16 protein-coding genes are annotated in these 18,814 nt (G+C 73.9%); 5 read left to right on the forward strand and 11 right to left on the reverse strand.

The genetic code is table 11. The annotated features are described in order from the left end of the window. Positions 1–149 precede the first annotated feature (149 nt). Both AC0682_RS20020 and AC0682_RS20025 read right to left on the reverse strand, forming a co-directional pair. On the reverse strand, positions 150–668 hold the full coding sequence (locus AC0682_RS20020) for an ATP-binding protein (protein ID WP_478534292.1): 519 nt from the start codon (positions 666–668) through the stop codon (positions 150–152). A 318-nt stretch (positions 669–986) separates the two neighbouring features. Beyond that, positions 987–1,304: a hypothetical protein gene (locus AC0682_RS20025; protein WP_478534408.1), complete on the reverse strand. Its 318-nt coding sequence runs from the start codon at positions 1,302–1,304 to the stop codon at positions 987–989. A 269-nt stretch (positions 1,305–1,573) separates the two neighbouring features. Between AC0682_RS20025 and AC0682_RS20030 the strand changes: the two genes are divergently transcribed. Further along, positions 1,574–2,719 carry a PLP-dependent cysteine synthase family protein gene (locus tag AC0682_RS20030; RefSeq protein WP_478534294.1) on the forward strand — a complete coding sequence of 382 codons (1,146 nt, stop codon included), beginning with the start codon at positions 1,574–1,576 and terminating at the stop codon, positions 2,717–2,719. An 18-nt stretch (positions 2,720–2,737) separates the two neighbouring features. Here AC0682_RS20030 and AC0682_RS20035 read toward each other — a convergent pair whose 3' ends face one another. From AC0682_RS20035 to AC0682_RS20050, 4 genes are all read right to left on the reverse strand, one after another. Then, the gene (locus AC0682_RS20035; RefSeq protein WP_478534295.1) at positions 2,738–3,217 is read right to left on the reverse strand and encodes an SRPBCC family protein; all 480 of its coding nucleotides are present in this window, start codon (positions 3,215–3,217) and stop codon (positions 2,738–2,740) included. 43 nt (positions 3,218–3,260) lie between these two features. Continuing rightward, entirely contained in the window at positions 3,261–4,862 is a 1,602-nt protein-coding gene (locus AC0682_RS20040) for an SDR family oxidoreductase (protein WP_478534297.1), read from the reverse strand. Positions 4,863–5,136: 274 nt separating this feature from the next. Next, positions 5,137–5,568, reverse strand: coding sequence for an SRPBCC family protein (locus tag AC0682_RS20045; RefSeq protein ID WP_478534298.1), 432 nt, complete (start codon positions 5,566–5,568; stop codon positions 5,137–5,139). Between the two features lie 61 nt (positions 5,569–5,629). After that, on the reverse strand, positions 5,630–6,502 hold the full coding sequence (locus tag AC0682_RS20050; protein ID WP_478534300.1) for a DeoR/GlpR family DNA-binding transcription regulator: 873 nt from the start codon (positions 6,500–6,502) through the stop codon (positions 5,630–5,632). 257 nt (positions 6,503–6,759) lie between these two features. Between AC0682_RS20050 and AC0682_RS20055 the strand changes: the two genes are divergently transcribed. Next, positions 6,760–9,213, forward strand: a complete 2,454-nt coding sequence (locus AC0682_RS20055) for a hypothetical protein (protein WP_478534302.1) — start codon at positions 6,760–6,762, stop codon at positions 9,211–9,213. Here AC0682_RS20055 and AC0682_RS20060 read toward each other — a convergent pair. From AC0682_RS20060 to AC0682_RS20075, 4 genes are all read right to left on the reverse strand, one after another. Next, entirely contained in the window at positions 9,183–11,621 is a 2,439-nt protein-coding gene (locus AC0682_RS20060; protein ID WP_478534304.1) for a right-handed parallel beta-helix repeat-containing protein, read from the reverse strand. The genes AC0682_RS20055 and AC0682_RS20060 overlap by 31 nt on opposite strands. A gap of 190 nt (positions 11,622–11,811) precedes the next feature. Beyond that, positions 11,812–12,435 carry an Rv1733c family protein gene (locus AC0682_RS20065; RefSeq protein WP_478534305.1) on the reverse strand — a complete coding sequence of 208 codons (624 nt, stop codon included), beginning with the start codon at positions 12,433–12,435 and terminating at the stop codon, positions 11,812–11,814. 34 nt (positions 12,436–12,469) lie between these two features. Continuing rightward, complete coding sequence (locus tag AC0682_RS20070) at positions 12,470–13,294, reverse strand: MOSC domain-containing protein (protein WP_478534306.1); 825 nt, start codon at positions 13,292–13,294, stop codon at positions 12,470–12,472. Positions 13,295–13,362: 68 nt separating this feature from the next. Continuing rightward, on the reverse strand, positions 13,363–13,851 hold the full coding sequence (locus AC0682_RS20075) for a DUF6643 family protein (RefSeq protein WP_478534307.1): 489 nt from the start codon (positions 13,849–13,851) through the stop codon (positions 13,363–13,365). Between the two features lie 581 nt (positions 13,852–14,432). Here AC0682_RS20075 and AC0682_RS20080 point away from each other — a divergent pair. Beyond that, complete coding sequence (locus AC0682_RS20080; protein WP_478534308.1) at positions 14,433–15,119, forward strand: 2-phosphosulfolactate phosphatase; 687 nt, start codon at positions 14,433–14,435, stop codon at positions 15,117–15,119. Positions 15,120–15,197: 78 nt separating this feature from the next. Further along, positions 15,198–16,568 carry a TerD family protein gene (locus AC0682_RS20085; protein ID WP_478534309.1) on the forward strand — a complete coding sequence of 457 codons (1,371 nt, stop codon included), beginning with the start codon at positions 15,198–15,200 and terminating at the stop codon, positions 16,566–16,568. Between the two features lie 85 nt (positions 16,569–16,653). On the opposite strand, the gene AC0682_RS20090 is transcribed toward AC0682_RS20085, so the two are convergent. Beyond that, on the reverse strand, positions 16,654–17,913 hold the full coding sequence (locus tag AC0682_RS20090) for a glycosyltransferase (RefSeq protein ID WP_478534311.1): 1,260 nt from the start codon (positions 17,911–17,913) through the stop codon (positions 16,654–16,656). Positions 17,914–17,971: 58 nt separating this feature from the next. Between AC0682_RS20090 and AC0682_RS20095 the strand changes: the two genes are divergently transcribed. After that, complete coding sequence (locus AC0682_RS20095; RefSeq protein ID WP_478534313.1) at positions 17,972–18,757, forward strand: glutamate racemase; 786 nt, start codon at positions 17,972–17,974, stop codon at positions 18,755–18,757. The last annotated feature ends 57 nt before the right edge of the window (positions 18,758–18,814 follow it).

Here is an 18,814-nt window from a genome sequence, read left to right on the forward strand (position 1 = left end):
ACACAGCGGGGGAAAAAAGAGAGGACACACCGTGGGGGTGGGGGTCTTTTTTTCTCCCCCCCCCCCCCCCCCCCCCCCCCCCCCCCCCCCCCCCGCTGCATCACCGGGACCGCCGAACCGCGGAGACCAGCAGGAGTGCAGGGGGCCGGTCAGCCGACGACGGCCGACCGGGCAGGGGTCGAGGTGACGGCCTCGGGGCTGGTGGGCACGGACCCGAACGGGCCGTCGGTCGTCGACCCGTAGACCGCGAGCGGTGGCAGGGTCGACGTGCCGCAGGTCGCCGGCAGGGTGAACCAGACGACCTTTCCGGCCGCGCCGCTCGGCCGTACGCCCCAGCTCTCGCTGACAGCGGCGATCAGGGCCAGGCCGCGGCCCGACGTGGCGAAGGAGTCCGCCTCGTTCACCGTGGGGACACGGGGGTCGTGGTCGTGGACGGAGACCGTCAGCCGGTCGAGCAGCAGCTCGATGTCGACGGTGCATGACTTGTCCGGCTGTGCGTGCCGGTGGACGTTGGTCAGGAGTTCGGTGACGCCCAGGGCTGCCTGGTCGATCAGAGGATCGAGATGCCAGTAGCGCAGTTGCGCCGAGATGATCCTGCGGACCTGACCGATCCGCGACGGCAGGGCCTGGAGCTCCACCGTGCAGTGCCTGCTTGGCTCGCTGATCACGGCTGCGACTCCCCGAAATAGGTCCGGAAGAAAGAAGACGGACGAACGGAGCCGGCGGACGACTGACTGCCGAATCCGCTCTGCTCTTGTCGTGTCTGCTCGTGTCGCGCGACCCGTCCCCCGGGGCGAGCCCATGAGGGCGAATCGCTCTGTCACCGAAAGTTCACTTTCAGTGACGTGGATCCAGCGTGTCCCACCCCGTGCGGTTCCGCAACTCGCGGAGCCGTCTCCCGTGTTCCGCACGCCGTGGTCCGTTCCCCGCGCCCAGCCGGCCCCCGGCATCGGCCCCGCCCTCGGCCCGGCTCCGTCCCCCGGGCCTCAGCCCCGGCGTCCTCCCGCGCTGCGCAGCGCCTCCAGGAAGCGGCGCAGCGGGGCCGCCCCGTCGCGTCTGCGGTTGCGCTGCCCCATCGTCAACCGGTAGCGCACGCCGTTCACCCGGGCGATGGCCGAATCCGCCGCGAAGAACCACCGCTTGCCCGCACTCACCGTGGTCACCGGAGCGCTGTCGATCTCCCGCCCGTTGCTCGTGAGCAGGGAGAGCCGACCGTCCTTGACGACCACCTGACCAGCGTGCGTCAGCGACCTGGTGAACCGCTCGATCCTGACCCCCGACGCGCTGAACTCGACGTCCGCCATTGCGGCTTCGCCCCCCTTCGTCACCACTTCTCCTGTTGCAGTGTGCCGCGCCCGGGCTCCGGCCGCCAGAGGGCGTCCGAGCGGGCCGCGCGCTGCTCGCCCCCGCCCCGCCCCAACTGCCCCCGCAGGCTGGCCCAAAGGCAGGGCTATGGTCGGTCAAAGTCACCGTTTGTGCAGGTCGGGGGCCTATCGTGAAGGGGAGGAATACCGCCTGGACGAGCACACGGACCAGCGGCACACCAGCAACGTACGGAACAGGGAGCACGGCGATGGGCAGCCACGAGCTGGGACATGACCGAGGAGCCACGGGGGCGGTCCTGGAGACGGTGGACGTCGACCGCAGCGACGCCGCGTACCGGGCCTGGCTGAAGGAGGCCGTCCGCAAGGTCCAGGCCGACGCCAACCGGTCCGCCGACACCCACCTGCTGCGCTTCCCGCTGCCCGAGGAGTGGGGCATCGACCTCTACCTCAAGGACGAGTCGACCCATCCCACCGGCAGCCTCAAGCACCGGCTCGCCCGCTCGCTCTTCCTCTACGGGCTCTGCAACGGCTGGATCCGGCCGGGCAAGCCGGTCGTCGAGGCGTCCAGCGGCTCGACCGCCGTCTCGGAGGCGTACTTCGCGAAGCTGATCGGGGTGCCGTTCATCGCCGTGATGCCCCGCACCACCAGCCCCGAGAAGTGCCGGCTCATCGAATTCCACGGTGGGCAGTGCCACTTCGTCGACGACTCCCGCACGATGTACGAGGAGTCCGCCGCCCTCGCCGCCACGACCGGCGGGCACTACATGGACCAGTTCACCTACGCCGAGCGCGCCACCGACTGGCGCGGCAACAACAACATCGCCGAGTCGATCTACCAGCAGCTCCGGCTGGAGCGCTACCCGGAACCCACCTGGATCGTCGCCACCGCCGGGACCGGCGGCACCTCCGCCACCATCGCCCGGTACGTCCACTACCTCCAGCACGACACCCGGGTCTGCGTCCCCGACCCGGAGAACTCCTGCTTCTTCGACGGCTGGACTCGCGACGACCCGTACGCGACCAGCGACTGCGGCTCCCGGATCGAGGGCATCGGCCGCCCGCGCATGGAGCCGAGCTTCCTGCCCGGCGCCATCGACCGGATGATGAAGGTGCCCGACGCGGCGAGCGTCGCCGCCGTACGGGCGCTGGAGCGGGCCATCGGCCGGAAGGCGGGCGGCTCGACGGGGACCGGGCTGTGGAGCGCCTTCAAGCTGATCGCGGAGATGGTGGAGCAGGGGGAGCGGGGCAGCGTCGTCACCCTGCTCTGCGACCCGGGCGACCGCTACCTGGACAAGTACTACTCGGACTCCTGGCTGGAGGAGCAGGGGCTGGACATCGCCCCCTACCGCGCCGCGATCGACACCTTCCTCACCACCGGGGCCCTGACCGGCTGAGCCGGGACCTCCCGCGGATCACGCCGCCGGTGCCGTCAGCCGTCCGTCGAGCCGGCGCACCGCGTCCCGGAAGGACCGGCCCATCCCCAGGCGGCCGATCCCGAGCACCGAGCGGAACGGGCCCGTCCCGTCGGCGGCGAACGTCCACTGCACCCGGGTCCCGGCCCCGTCCGCGGTGAGCCGCCACTCCTCCAGCAGGGCCCGCAGGCCGGGGGCGTTGGTCTCGTCCACCCGGTAGGCGTACCGCTCGCCCGGCTCGGCGGCCACCACCGTCTCCCGGAAGAGCACCCCGCCGCGCAGCCGCACCTCCCGGCCCGCGCCCCCGTCGGTGGGCGTGGCCCGGGTGATGGCGGTGAACCAGGAGGGCCAGGCGGCGACGTCGTCCGCGAGTGCCCGGTAGACCACGTCCGGGGCCGCGGACACCTCGGCGGCGAACACCAGAAGGATCGGCGCGGAGTCGGTGAACTCCAGCCCTACGGTACGGAGTCGGCGTGCCATCGCCTGCACCTCCCGGCGGTCTGCGCATATGGGGAGGCACACCCTAGCGTCCGGGACGGCAGTTGTCTGTACCACTGCCGGAGGTCGGTTTCCGGCCCTCCGGCCGTGCCCGGGCGGCGGTTCTGGCGGCCTCCGCGATGTTGCGGGCCATCCCGCCGAACACCACCGCGTGGAACGGCGACACGCTCCACCAGTAGGCATGACCGAGCAGCCCCTGCGGGTGGTACAGGGCGCGCTGGCGATAGAGGGTGCGCCCCCGGTCGTCCGTGCCGACCGACAGCTCCAGCCAGGCCCGGCCCGGCAGTCGCATCTCCGCCCGCAGCCGCAGCAGTTCACCGGGCACGATCTCCTCCACCCGCCAGAAGTCCAGCGAGTCCCCGACCCGCAGCCGGTGGGCGTCCCGTCGGCCGCGCCGCAGCCCCACCCCGCCGATGATCCGGTCGATCCAGCCCCGTACCGCCCAGGCGAGCGGGAAGGAGTACCAGCCGTTCTCACCGCCGATGCCCTCGATCACCCGCCACAGGTCCGCCCGGTCCACCGGCAGCGCCAGCTCCCGTTCGTCACGGTAGAGGCTGCCGCCCGACCAGTCCGGGTCGGTGGGCAGCGGGTCGCTCGGCGCCCCCGGCAGCGAGGCGGACGTCCAGCGGGTGTCCACCTGGGCGTCCTTGATCCGCTGGAGGGCGAGGCCGAGGGCCCGGTCGAAGCCGATCGGCCCGTCCGGCGGATCGGGGACGTAGCGGACGATGTCGTGCTCCCGGCAGACCACCTCGTGGCGCAGCGACTCCGCGAGCGGCCTGGCGATCGACCGGGGGACCGGGGTGACCAGCCCGATCCAGTGGCTGGAGAGCGTCGGCGTGAGCACCGGTACCGGCACGATCACCCGCCGCGGCAGCCCCGCGACCCGCGCGTACCCCTGCATCATGTCCCGGTACGTCATGATGTCCGGGCCGCCGATGTCGAAGGTGCGGCTCACCTCCGGCGGCAGGGCCGCGCTCCCCACCAGATACCGGATCACATCCCGCACGGCGATGGGCTGGATGCGGGTGGAGACCCAGCTCGGGGTCACCATCACCGGCAGCCGCTCGGTCAGATAGCGCAGCATCTCGAACGAGGCCGACCCCGAACCGATCACCACCGCCGCCCGCAGCACCGCCGTCGGTACCCCGGAGTCGAGCAGGATCCGCCCGACCTCGGCGCGCGAGCGCAGGTGCGGTGACAGCTCCTCCTCCGGCACCCCGGCCGGGGTCAGTCCGCCCAGGTAGACGATCCGCCGCACCCCGGCCGCCCGCGCCCTCTCGCCGAAGTTCCGGGCGGCCCGGCGGTCGGTCTCCTCGAAGTCCGGGCCGGAGCCGAGCGCGTGCACCAGGTAGTACGCCACGTCCACGTCCCGCATGGCCTCCGTCAGCGAGTCCGCGTCGGTGACATCGCCGCGCACCACCTCCACCCGGTCCGCCCACGGGTAGTCGCGCAGCTTCCGCGGTGTCCGGGCCAGCGCGCGGACCCGGTGGCCCGCGTCGAGCAGCGCGGGCACCAGTCTGCCGCCGATGTAGCCGGTGGCACCGGTGACCAGGCAGCGCGGCCCGGCCTCGCCGGTGGAGTCGTCGGCGGAGGCGCGTACGCCGGGTTCCTCGGGAAGATCCGTCACCTGTCCGAGTCTCGCACCGGACCGGGTACACCCGCAGCCGCACCCGCACGTACGGATCGCTCTCACCGGGCCCCTCGTGGTGTCGGTGCCCACCGTCTCCCCCCGCCTCCTCGAAGGATCGGCGGCGGGACCGGGCGCTGCGCGGCCCCGTGGGCGGCCAGGACCGGCGGTCCCGGCCCGGCGCGGGCGGGGCGGGGGAGTGACATACCGGCAAACGAGTCAATCGTGTGACGGTCGCGTCACCCGCACCGGTCACCGTGCCGGTCCTCACGCCTCAGGCCAGCAGCTTGTCCAGCACTCCGCCGAACAGCCGCCGCCCGGCCGAGGCCAGCAGCGGATCCCCCCATCCGGGCACCAGCCGCACCCGCAGCTCCTCCACCCACACCACATGGGAACCGGAATGCGTCGGCAGCACGTCGATCGAGGCCCGGCCCAGCACCACGGAGCCGCGCTTCTCCAGCAGGCAGATCCCGGCCCGGCCGCCCGCCGGGGGCGTCCAGCGGACCACTTCCATCGGGTCGTCGAAGGCCAGTGGGCCCACCCCCGTGCGCGCCGTGAACACCGTGCCGACCCTGGTCGGCGCCCCGCCCGCCACCGTGATGGCGGTCAACGGGACATGCTCGGCGTGCCGCTCCCAGTCGGTCACTCGGCGCCAGGCCTCGGCTGCGGGGAGAGAGGAGAAGCGCTCGATCCGAAAGACGGCCATTCCTCGATCGTAGGGGGTGTACGGCCACCCGAACGGAATCCGCCCGGCCGCGCCCCGGAGATCAGCGGGGAGAGACCCTCTCCCCGGACGACCCGCGCGACTCGTGCGGCTCACGTGATTCACCCGCCACCACCAGCCCCGGCAGATGCTCGCCGATCTCCTGACGCGCCCCCGCCGTCAGCCCCGCGTCCGTCACGAAGGCGTCCACCTCGTCCAGCGTGGCGAACGAACTCAGCCCCACGGTCCCCCACTTGGTGTGGTCGGCCACCACCACGACCCGGCGCGCCGAGCGGACGAAGCGGCGATTGGTCTCGGCCTCCGCGAGGTTGGGCGTCGAGAGACCGGCCTCGGCCGAGATCCCGTGCACGCCGAGGAAGAGCAGATCGAAGTGGAGCGAGTCGATGGCCCGGTCCGCGACCGGCCCCACCAGCGAGTCCGAAGGCGTCCGCACCCCGCCCGTCAGCACCACCGTCGCCGTCCCCGGCCGCGCGGCCCGGCCGGACTCGGGGCGTTGGGAGTCGTGGAACACATCGGCCACCCGCACCGAGTTGGTGACCACCGTCAGATCCGGCACGTCCAGCAGATGCCGGGCCAGCACATAGGTCGTCGTGCCGCCGGAGAGGGCGATCGCGCTGCCGGGCTGGGCCATCGCCGCCGCCGTCCGCGCGATGTCCTCCTTGGCGCTCGGCTCCAGCGCCGACTTCGCCTCGAAACCCGGCTCGTGGGTGCTCGCCTCGACCACGGGGACAGCACCGCCGTGGACCTTCTCGATGACGCCCTGGCGGGCCAGCGCGTCCAGATCCCGACGGATCGTCATGTCGGAGACGTTCAGCCTGCGGGTCAGCTCGTTGACCCTGACCCCGCCGCGCCTGCGCACCTCGTCGAGGATCAGGGCACGTCGCTGCTCCGCGAGCAGATTCTGGTTCTCGCTCAACGCGGTCGCCCGGTCCTTCCCTCTGCCGTACGGTCCGCAGCGGTCTGCGAGACCCGCTCATCCTGCCACGCAGGCATGTCCGGCGTACCACCTGGGGAGATTCCGTGAGACCGCTCACGCACCCGCCCCGCCCGAAGGATTCTGGGGCCGGAGCACGGGCCGGGGCCCACGGTCCCCCGAGCCCCTCCCCGCTCGATCCCTGTCATGTCTCCGTCGGCCCGTACGCACGGCCGGCGCGCCCGAGAGAGAGTTCCCCCTTGGCTCCTGCCGTCCCGCCCCCGCAGCCACCCCCGCCGGACACCGGGGCAGCGCTGGAACTGCTGGTCCACGGCGTCGGCGGCGCCACCCCGCAGGAGATGCTCGGCGATCCCCGTACGGTCCGGGTCACCGGGGACGCCACCGCCGCCGTGTACCGGCGCACCGAGGACGCCCACGGCGAGAAGCACCCCGAGCGCTACCGGGACGAGCCCGTGGCCGAGGCGTACTGCTGGTCGGGGCTCACCTCCGGCAACGGCTCCCGCGCCCTGTGGCTGCTGCTCCTGCCGTTCATGGTGGTCAACCTGGCCCACTGGATGCGTCCCACCGCCACCGGCCGCACCCGCGCCGTCCGGCTGTACGGGGTGGTGGTGCGGCTCGTCGCGCTCAGCCTGACCGTGCTGCTCACCGCGGCCGCCTGCGAAGTGGCCCTGGACCTGGTGGCCTGGCAGTGCGCGGGCACTTCCGCCTGCTCCGAACGCCGTTCCTGGCTGGGCTTCCTGTCGAGCCGTCAGGGCGGCTGGTGGTCCCAGCCCGGCCGGCGGCTCGCGCTCGCCGCCCTCGTCCCCGCCGCCCTGGTGGGGCTGTTGTGGTACCTCTCCAACCGGACCTGGAGCGCCTACGAGTCCCAGAGTCCGCTGGACGCCACGGGCACCGACGCCGACGCCCACGACCCGGACGGGGCGGAGGAGGCCCACGGCCCCGGAGCGCCGGAGGCCCCCGAAGCCGCCGGAAGCGGCCCCGCCCCGGCCCCCACGCCCCCCGCCGTCCGCCCCGCGCTCGGTCGGCCGGGTTTCTGGTACGGGCGGCGGCTCGTCGCGCGACTGCGGGCCGCCCACACCGCCGCCGGGTTCCTCACCGTCGCCGCCGCCGTCACCGTCGCCGCCGCCCGCCACGACCGGACCGCCGACAGCCCGGTGCCCCAGGTGCTGGGCGCGGCCCTGGAAGCCGCCCTGGTCCTGTGCGCCGTGGTGACCGTGTGGGTGGTCTGCCGGCGCGGCCGCAGCGAGAGCGCCCGCGACACCCGCCTGGACGGCGCCCTCATCACCTACCTCCCGGGCTCCGCGCTCGCCCTGCTGGCCCTCGCCGTCCTGCACGCCGGCTGGTCGCGCCCCGCGTGGGAGTCCTCCGGCAGCCTGCCCGGCGAGACCGCCTTCCGGCTCCTCGCCGTAGGCCAGGGGCTCCTGGTCGTGATCCTCGCCCTGGTCGCCCGCAGCCTCTACCGGCGTGCCCCCGAACCCCGCACCACGCTGTACGGGCTCGGCGGCCCGTCCGTCGCCATGCTGGCCTGCGCCCTGGGAGGCGTGATGACCGGAGGGGTGGCCCAGCGCGTCGCCGACTGGCTGGACGGGCCCGGCACCCCGGGCGCCGGGCGCGGCTCCATCATCGAGGGCCCGCCCGTCCTGCTCAGCTGGCAGGCATCCGTCATCCCGGTGCTGCTGCTCCTGCTGCTCGTCCCGGTGCTCTATCTGGCGGTCCGCACCGCCCGCCGGGCCCGCCGCATGAGCCCGGACATCGAGGCCGAGTACGCCCCCGAGCCGCCCGACCGCGCCCGCACCCGGCGCATCGCCCGGATCCGGGCCACGGCCGCCCTCACCGACGCCGCCCCCTGGATCGTCGGTGTGGTCTCCGCCGCCACCCTGCTCCTCGGTGCGGCGGCCATCGCCGGCTCCTGGACCAGCGGCGAAGTGCCCGGCCTCGCGACGGACGGGGCCGCGGCGCCCGTGGCCGCCCTCGTCGAGGCGGCCGAGTCGACCGGCTCCTGGCTGACCGGCCTCGGCTTCATACTGTTCGTCGCGGGAGGCCGCCGTGCCTACCGGGACGCCTCGGCCCGGCGCACCATCGGCATCCTCTGGGACGTCGGCACCTTCTGGCCACGCGCCGCGCACCCCTTCGCGCCCCCCTGCTACGCCGAACGCGCCGTCCCCGACCTGGCGTCGCGGATGTCCGCCTGGACGGCCACCACCCGGGGCCGGCTCATCATCTCGGGCCACTCGCAGGGCAGCGTCCTCGCGGCCGCCGCCGTCTGGCAGCTCCCCGACACCGCCCGCCGCCGGGTCGGGCTGCTCACCTACGGCTCCCCGATCGAGCGGCTGTACGGGCGCTGGTTCCCGGCCTACTTCGGGGCCGTGCCCCTGCTCGGCCTGCACGACTCGGTGCACTGCTGGCGCAACCTGTGGCGGGCCACCGACCCGATCGGCGGGCCCGTCCGGCTCGCCACCGCCCACGACCCCCGGGTCGACCGGGGACCGCTCAAGGACCCGCTGGCCTACGGGCGTACCACCGCGCTCCCGCTGCCCGAACCGATCCTCGGCCACTCCGACTACCAGGCCGACCCGGTCTTCGCCAAGGAGCGCACCGCCCTCCTCGAGGAGCTGGGCCCCCGCCTGCCCCGGCAGACCGGAGGAGAGGAGGGCGGGAGGCTTCACAAGAGCTCGGGGAGGTCCTCCGGATAGAGCAGGGTCAGGTCGTCCGTGCTCGCCTCGGCGAGCTGGGCGACCCGCCCCGCGTGCCGCTCCACCATCGACTCGAAGGTCTGCCGGGCGGTGCGGCCGTTGCCGAAGGCGGGGCCCTTGGGAAGCTCCGTGAAGTACTTCAGCAGTGCCTCACCGGTCCCGTCCGCAAGGCTGTACTCGTGCTCCTCGGCCTGTTGCCCGACGATCCGCAGCAGCTCCTCGGGGACGTAGTCGCTGAAGGTGATGGTCCGCGAGAAACGGGACGCCACCCCGGGGTTGACGGTGAGGAACCGCTCCATCTCGTGGGTGTACCCGGCGACGATCACCACCACCGCGTCCCGGTGGTCCTCCATCAGCTTCACCAGCGTGTCGATGGCCTCCCGGCCGAAGTCCCGCCCGGAGTCCTCGGGGGAGAGGGCGTACGCCTCGTCCACGAAGAGCACCCCGCCGCGCGCCCGGTCGAACGCCTCCTGGGTCCGGATCGCGGTCGAGCCGATGTGCTCCCCGACCAGGTCCACCCGGGAGACCTCCACCAGATGGCCGCGCTCCAGCACCCCGAGGGAGGCCAGGATCTCCCCGTACAGCCGGGCGACCGTGGTCTTGCCCGTGCCGGGGGAGCCGGTGAAGACGAGGTGGCGGCGGACGGAGGCGGCCTTGAGCCCGGCTTCCTGGCGGCGCCGCCCCACCTCGATCATGTCGGTGAGCGCCCGCACCTCGCGCTTGACGCTCTCCAGCCCCACCAGCGCGTCCAGTTCGCCGAGGACCGCCGAGGCGTCCCGGGCGGGCTCGGGGGCGGGCGCCGGGGCGGCCGGTTCGGGTGCCACGGGCCGCTGGCCGGGCAGGGCGGAGAGCAGGCCGGGGGCCGCCTGGGCGGCCGTCAGCACGGCGGGCGCGGGTGCCGGTGCCGGTGCCGTACGAAGTCCGCTCTCGTCGCTCGTGCAGTCGGTGACCACCGGGCCGGTTCCCCCGGAGCCTTCCCCGCCCTCGGCGAACTCGTAACCACCGCGCGCGCACCGCTCGGTGCGGCAGCGGCTCAGGGTGGTGCGGCAGCCGTCCATGACATGGAAGCCGTACCCCTCGCTGCCCGTCACCCGGCAGCTGTCGAAGGTGCCCCGGCCCTCGGCGGAGACGTAGAAACCGGCCTCGGCGGGGCCGGTGACCGTGCACCGCTCGATCACCGGGTCGGCGCCCTTGGTGACGATCACCCCGGTCTGGGCCGTGTCGATGGTGCAGTTGTTGAGCGTGCCGCCGCTGCCGTGGTCGCGGAACCAGGCGCCGGTGGAGGTCTCCCGGATCCGGCAGTCGTCCAGCTGGGCGGTGGCCCCGTCGCTCACGGAGACGGCGGTGTTGCGGATCTGCGAGAGGTCGCTGTCCACCACGTCCGCGCGCGAGCCCCGGTCGAGGACGAAGAGGGCGTCCGGTACGTCGTGGACCCGGCAGGCGTCCAGTATCACCGTGGCCCCGTCGCTGACCCACACCGCCGGGTAGTCGCCCGTACTGTCGTGGATCTCGCACTGGTTGGCGTCCACCCGGGTCCCCGGGTCCCAGACCGAGAGGCCGTTGCGGCCGAACCGGCGGACCGTGGAGCGGGTCAGGGTGAGCACCGAACGCGAGCGCAGATCGATCGCGTTCTCCGGGATGTCGTGGATGTCGCAGTCGGCGAGCGTCAGCACCGCGTCGGTGTCCAGCGTGACGCCGTCGCCCGAGGTGCGGTGCACGGTGCAGTCGGTGAGGTGTGCGGTGGCGCGGGCGGTCACCTGGACGCCGCTGCCCTTCACCTCGTACACCTCGCAGCCGATCGCCTCCAGTCCGCTGCCCTCGCCGGCGACGCCGATGCCCGCACCGGAGGCGTGGTGGATCCGGCACCGGTCGAGGCGGGGGTGGCCGCCGTCGCGCACCGAGACACCGGACTGCCCGGCCGAGACGATCTCGCACTCCTCGAAGACCCCGCCCGCCCCGTCCAGGACCGCGATGCCCACCCCGGCCGGATTGTCGACCGTGCAGCGCCGCACGGTCGGCCGGGCCGCTCCCCGCACCTCCACGCCCGCGGCGGACCGCGTCACCACCCGCAGGTCCGTGAACTCGGGGGTGCCGTCCTCCACCAGCAGCGCCGGGGCGGCCGAGTCCTGCCCCTCGATGTGCAGATCCTGGATGATCGCGGAGGCCCGTACCGTCAGCGGTACGCCGTCGACCGGCGCGATCCGCACGGAGCCGACCGAGCCCTCGGGGCCTCGCAGGGTCACCGCCCGGTGGACGACGAGGTTCTCCCGGTAGGTCCCGGGCGCGACGGTGAGGACGTCCCCGTCGGCCGCCGCTTCCAGGGCCGCGGAGAGGGAGGCGTACTCGCCCGTGCGGCGGCGCCATCGCGATGTGCCGGTGTGCGTCACCTGGACCGTGCCCTGTGCCATGGAGTTGCTCTGCCCCCACCTCGTGCCGTGCGCTGCCTCGGGTCCGTCCGCCCGGCCTGCCTGTGCAGCTGCTCGGGGAGCCGGACGCGGTCGGACCACCGTAGCGCGCGGGAGGGGCGGGAGTTGACGAGTCGGGCGGCACGGGGCGAAGGGTCCGGCCGCGCCGACCTGCTGTGCCCTCCCGCCACCGTCACCGTCCGCCGTACGGTTCCGGCTCCCCGCTGCCGGTCCCCGCCCGGCCCCAGTCGGTCCCCGCCTCGGCCCACGCCCGGTCCCAGCGCGCGTACCGAGCCCGCACCAGGCGCCCCACGATCAGCCGCCTGCCCGCCTCGACACACCCGGCGGCCAGCAGGAACGCACCGATGCCACCGAGCACCGCGTGGGTGCGGGCCGTCCCCGGGGCCATCGGGGGCGGTACGGGGGCCCCGGCGCCGTCCGTCCAGATCCGTACCGGCGAACCGGGCCCCCCGGGCCCCGACGCCGTCGTGACCTCTCCGGTACGCGGGGTGCCGTCCGGTGCCCGCCAGGCCGCGACCACCGTCCGCCCCGGCGCCAGGTCCGGGTCACCGGTGAACCGCCGTGCCCCCGGCGCCCCGTCCACCACGGTGGCCGTCGTGGCCCGGCGCTCGGCGTGCTGGGCCTTCACCTCCCGCTGGAGCGAGGCGTCGGCGAGCGTGCAGACCGCCCACCCGGCCGCGGGCGCCCCCACGGTCAGGAGCACCAGTGCGCCGAGCGTCACCCATGCCTCGTGGCGGTCGGTGGCGCGCCACAGCGGGTTGTGCCGCCACCGCCGAACCCCTCTGATCGCCCCCACGCGCCGACACCTTTCGCCCTCGGGCCCGCCGTCCTCAGTCGAGGATCTTGACGGGGTCCCCGGGCCGGATCACCCCGGTCCCGTCCGGAATCAGATTCTGGCCGAAGAGCAACCGCTTGCCGACCCGTCGGTGCCGGGCGAGGGTGAGCAGGGGCTCCTTGCCGCGCTCGGCGGTGTGCTGGTCGGTGGTGGTGATCACGCAGCGGGCGCAGGACTTCACCACGGAGAAGTGCACATCCCCGATGGCGATCCGCCGCCAGCCGTCCTCGGCCCAGGGCTCGGCGGTGTCGATCACGACGTTCGGACGGAAGCGGTTCATCGGGAGCGGGCCCTCGTGAGGGTGGTCACCCGCCGCGATCAGGTCGTTGAGGGCGTCCAGCGAGGCGGTGGCGGTCAACAGCAGCGGATAGCCGTCCGCGAGCGAGACGGTGTCGCCGGGGCGCGCGTACTCGGGGTCGACGGGTCTGCGGTGGGCCGGTTCGTCGAGGTGCACGAGCCGGACCTCCGCACCCAGGACCTCGCTGAACCAGGCGTGCGCCTCGGGTGCCGCCTCCGCCACCGTGACGGTGTCCCGGCACACCTCCGCCCGGATCAGGCGCTCCGGGCCCGGCACCGCCACCCGGAGCGACGGACGGCCAGGCAGGGAGACGGCGATCCCGCCGCCGGGCAGCGGCGCGGCGGAGATCCGCGCCATGGACGGCTGCTCGCGCTGGGTGATCCCGCGCGACGTCGTGTCGACCAGCATCCAGCGGCGGTCGCCGTCGAGTCCCCATGGCTCGACGGCAACCTCGTCGGATGGCTGGGCGCCCAGCGATTTGACCGGATACACATGGACGGACCGGAGCACAGGAAGGGCCATGCGCCCATCCTGCCAGTCACTTCGCATCCGTACGCCCGGCTCTTCGCAGACCCGTCAGGTGGGCGCTGTCAGTACCCGCGGCCCTGATAGGGGCTGTTGTACGGATCCTCGTACGGCGACGGGGTCGGCGCGGGCCGCGGCGCGGCCGGGCGCATCGACTCGTACCCGGTGGCGGGCGCGGGACGCGGCGGCTGGGGCTGCTGCGGATAGCCGCGCACGGCCGAGGGCTGCTGCGGGATGTAGGGCGCCGGGGCGCTCTGCAACCCGGCGGGATACATCGGGGCGCTCTGCGCGGGAGCCTGCTGGTACTGCGGCACCGGCTGCTGCTGCGGGTAGCCGTAGGCGCCGCCCATCGACGGGGAGGGGGCCGAGGGAAGAGCCGGCAGCGCGGACGGCAGGGCCGGCAGATAGCTGCTGGACGTGTCGTACGCGGCAGGGACGCGGATCGGGGCGATCTGCGGGGTCCCCCGCTCCGCGACCAGGGAGTCGTAGATCGGAGTGTCGGGGAACGACGCGGCGTGGTAGCCGCCGCCGAAGGCGGAGCGAGGGGAGGTCATGGCACCTAAGTTAAGCCCACGATGTGCCGGTTGGGGAGCCCCCATCTCGGGCTCATCCGTTTTTCGTCGGTTCTGGCGGCCGGAACTGCCAAAACACCGCTCTTCCCTCCCTCGCCAGGGGGCTTTTCTGTTCATGGTCGCCATTGTTGACGAGAAGTGGCGGGCGGGTTACAAAGGGCGACCCCCGGTCGGTCGTGTCTCTCATTTCCCGCGGTAATGCGGATGTGCCCGAGAAGCGGTGGCGGATCGTGGCGGCCCGGTGCGCGGGACCGTCGCCGGTTGGGCCGGGACACGGCGGGCGGCCCGGGACCGGACGGCTCCGGGCAGGGCGGCGGCCCGCAATCGGGCACCGCTCCGGGCCGCCCGTAAACAAGGGCCCGGACGTGACCCGCCCGCTATCCCGGCGACAAAGGTCCGATACGATTCCGGCAACGCGACTCGGTGTTCCCCCGGCCCGGGCGTCGGCAACTGCCGCGCACGTACGGTTTTGTGTCACCCCGTCATGAACGCCATACCGGCAAACCTGCACCGGACGCACACCCGTCGGGCGCTTCCCGTCGGGCATAGGCGACCATGATCGGATGGAATCCCGTTTCCTCGGCATAGGTGAACTGCGCTCCACTCCGTCCGTGGCCGTCGTGGTCGACGTCATGCGCGCCTTCACGGTGGCCGCTTGGGCCTTCGCCCGCGGGGCCGAGAAGATCGTTCTCGCCGGGTCGCCGGACGAGGCCCTGGCGCTCAAGGCCCGCAACCCGGAGTGGGTCGCGCTCAAGGACGGCGCGCCCGCCCCCGGGTTCGACACCGTCAACTCCCCGGGCCTCCTGCGCTCCCTGGACCTCGGCGGGCGGACCATGGTCCAGAAGACCACGGCGGGGACGGTCGGCGCCCTCGCGGTCAAGGACGCGCCGCTGGTGCTGTGCGCCGGGTTCGTGGTGGCCGAGGCGACGGCCCGGGTGCTGCGTGCCCGCGGGGGCGACAGCGTCACGTACGTAGTCACCGGCGAGGACGGCCGCGCCGACGAGGACCTGGCCTGTGCCCAGTACATCGCGCGCCGGGCCACCGAGGACGACCCCGGGACGGACCCGGCCGACTACCTCCGCCGCGCCCGCGACTCGCGCGCCGCCCGCGAGCTGGCGGAGGGGGTCCGCCTGGGCGTCCACCCCGACGACATCGCCCTCTGCCTCGAACTCGACCGGTTCCCCTTCGCCATGGTGGCGACCCAGGAGGACGCGCTCACGGTCCTCCGCCCGCACCGCACCGACGGCTGACCGCCGGACCGTGCCGGTCCGCCGCACCCCGGAGGGATTAGGTTGTGGGGGAGAGGCCTGCGGGCAGCCGGACACCTGATGGGGGCGACCATGACCATGCAAAAGGGAACCAACGTTCCGGTGCCGGCGGGCACCGTGCGCGTCGAACTGGGCTGGCGGTCCGCCGCGGGCACCCCGGACGTCGACGGCTCCGCACTCCTGCTGGTGTCGGGGAAGGTCCGCAACGACGCCGACTTCGTCTTCTACAACCAGCCCGCCCACTCCTCCGGCGCCGTCCGCCACGAGGGCAAGCGGACCGCGGGCGACGCGGTCACCGACACCCTCTTCGTCGACCTCGGCCGGGTCGAGCCGGCGATCGAGCGGATCGTCGTCGCCGGATCGGCGGACGGCGGCAGCTTCGGCCGGGTGAGCGGCCTGTACGTACGGGTCGTTGACGCGGCGAACGGCGCCGAGCTGGCTCGCTTCGACCCCACCGACGCCACGGTCGAGACCGCGTTCATCCTCGGCGAGCTGTACCGCCGCCAGGGCGCCTGGAAGTTCCGCGCGGTCGGCCAGGGTTACAGCACCGGGCTCGAAGGGCTGGCCACGGACTTCGGCATCTCCGTGGACGAACCGCAGCAGGCCGCCCCCGCGGCACCGCCCGCCCCGGTCGCGCCGCCCGCCCCGGCCTGGCCCGCCGCCCCCGGCTCCGTACAGCCCCCGGCCCCGCCGGCGCCCACCCCGACGCTCCACACCGCGCCGACCCTCCACACCCCGCTGTCCACCCCGGCGGCACCACCCGCCCCTCCCGCCCCGGCGCCCTCGCAGCCCGTGCGGCTGTCCAAGATCACGCTGACGAAGGAGGCCCCGGCGGTCTCCCTCGCCAAGCAGGGCGGCACCTCCGGCGCGCTCCGCGTCAACCTCAACTGGGAGGTGCGCAAGCAGTTCAAGAGCTGGGGAGCGAAGCTCGGCCGGGCCGTCGCGATGCACTCCGATCTCGACCTCGACCTCTGCGCCCTGTACGAACTCACCGACGGTCGCAAGGGAGTGGTCCAGGCCCTCGGCAACGCCTTCGGGTCGCTGCACCAGCCGCCCTTCATCCACCTCGACGGCGACGACCGCACCGGCGCGGTCTCCACCGGCGAGAACATGACCGTCAACCTCGACCACAAGAACCTGCTCCGCCGAGTCCTGATCTTCGTCACCATCTACGAAGGCGCCCGCAGCTTCGCCGACCTGCACGCCACGGTCACCCTGCAGCCGCAGAACGGCGCGGCGATCGACTTCTCCCTCGACGAGTGCACCGTCCCCTCCACGGTCTGCGCGCTCGCACTGATCACCAACAACGGCGGCGACCTCACCGTGCAGCGCGAGGCCCGCTACCTCGTCCCGCAGCGCGGAGTCAGCCCGCAGCGCACGATCGACGCCGCCTACGGCTGGGGCATGAACTGGACACCGGGCCGCAAATGAGCAGCGCCTCACGGACCACCGGGCCGCGGGTGACGCACTTCTGAGCGGGCGCCTCGACGAAGAACGACAGAGGCCCCCCGTGGCGTCACCGCCCGGGCGCGGCCCCGGGTGCTCCGTCCGGCCCGGCCCCCGGTGCCACGTCCGGTCCGGCCCTCCCGTCCCGGCCGGGGGCCGCGTCCGGTTCCGGCCGTGCGTACGTACGGCCCTTCCAGGCCGCCCCCCGCCCCCGGTAGTGCCGCACGGCCGAGTCCACCGTCATCAGCAGGTACAGCACCGCCGTGAGCGGCAGCAGCGGCCCGAGCCACGGCGACTGCCGGTAGTAGGCGAGCATCGGCAGGTACGTCACCGTCATCACCGCCCATGCCAGCCCGCCCGCCCAGGCCGCCGCCGCGTCGCCCGTCGCCAGCCCGGCCGCCAGGGTCGCGGGCGGAGCCACGTACACGAGCAGCAGCCCCGGCACCGTCCCCGCCAGCAGCAGCGGGCTGTGCCGCAATTGGGCGTACGCGCTGCGCGCCACCATCCGCCACAGGTCCGCGAGCCGCGGATACGGCCGCACGCTGTCCACCCGGTCCGCCAGCCCCAGCCAGATCCGGCCGCCGCCGCGCCGCACCTCCCGGGCCAGCGACACGTCGTCGATCACCGCCTGCCGGATCGACTCCGGGATCCGCGCCCGTTCGGCGGCCTCCGTCCGCAGCAGCACGCAGCCGCCCGCCGCGGCCGCCGTCCGCGACTGAGCCCGGTTCACCCGGCGGAACGGATAGAGCTGCCCGAAGAAGTAGACGAACGCGGGCACCACCAGCCGCTCCCAGAAGCTCTCCACCCGCAGCCGCGCCATCTGGGACACCAGGTCGTAGCCCGCCGGCCCTTCCGCACCGGCCGCGGCCACCAGGTCCCGCAGGCTGTCCGGCTCGTGCGCGATGTCCGCGTCCGTGAGCAGCAGGAAGTCCGGCTTGTGGCGCCGGGCCAGGGCGATACCGTGCCGCAGCGCCCAGAGCTTGCCCGTCCACCCGGGCTCCGGCTCCCCGGGCTCCACGACGGTCAGCGGCAGCCCGCCGAACCGGTCGGCCAGCTCCCGGGCCAGCCGCCCCGTCCCGTCGCCGGAACAGTCGTCCACCAGGATGATCCAGGCCTCGCCCGGATAGTCCTGGACCAGCAGCGAGGGCAGGCTCAGCGGCAGCATCTCCGCCTCGTCGCGGGCCGGTACGACCACGGCGACCGAGGGCCAGCGGGCGGGATCGGTGCGGCGGGGCAGCCGCTGGTCGGTCCGCCAGTAGAAGCCCTGCCCCAGCAGCAGCCACCCCCACACGGTCAGCGAACCCACGGCGATCCAGGCAACGGCGCTCATTCGCCGCAGTCTGCCCCACTGGGCCCGGTCCGCAAGGGCTGTCGGCTAGGGTGACCGGGTGAAGATCGCGCTCATGGACTCCGGAATCGGCCTGCTGGCGGCAGCGGCCGCCGTTCGCCGACTGCGGCCCGACGCCGAACTGGTGATCTCCTGCGACCCCGGCTCGGTGCCCTGGGGCCCGCGTACCCCCGAGGACGTGAGCGCCCGCGCACTGGCCGTGGCCCGCGCCGCCGCAGCCCTCCGGCCGGACGCCCTGATCGTCGCGTGCAACACCGCCTCCGTCCACGCGCTGCCCGCGCTCCGCGCCGCGCTGGAGCCCGGCCTGCCGGTGATCGGCACCGTCCCGGCCATCAAGCCCGCCGCGGCGGGCGGCGGCCCCATGGCCATCTGGGCCACCCCGGCCACCACCGGCAGCCCCTACCAGCGCGGGCTGATCGCCGAGTTCGCCGGCGCCGTCGACGTCACCGAGGTCCCCTGCCCCGGACTGGCCGACGCCATCGAGCACGGCGACGAGTCCGGCATCGACCGCGCCGTCGCCGCTGCCGCCGCCCTCACTCCGCCGGGCGTACAGGCGGTGGTCCTCGGCTGCACCCACTACGAACTGGTCGCGGACCGCATCCGCGCCGCCGTCCAGCAGCCCGGCCGCCCGCCGCTCGTCCTGCACGGCTCCGCCGGGGCCGTGGCCGCCCAGGCGCTCCGCCGGATCGGTGCCGGACCCGCCCCGACGGCCGCCCCCTCCGGCACCCTCACCGTCCTGCTGGCCGGCCGCCCCGCCACCCTGCCGCGCCCCGCCCTGGCCTACGCGGAGGGCCGGGCCCTCCAGGCCGTCGCCCCTACCTGCTGACCTGGGGTTGCCCAGCGATCTCGGCCGCCCGGGACCGCCGCGCACCCCATCGCTGTC

The organism is Streptomyces sp. NPDC043746 (genome assembly GCF_056436485.1).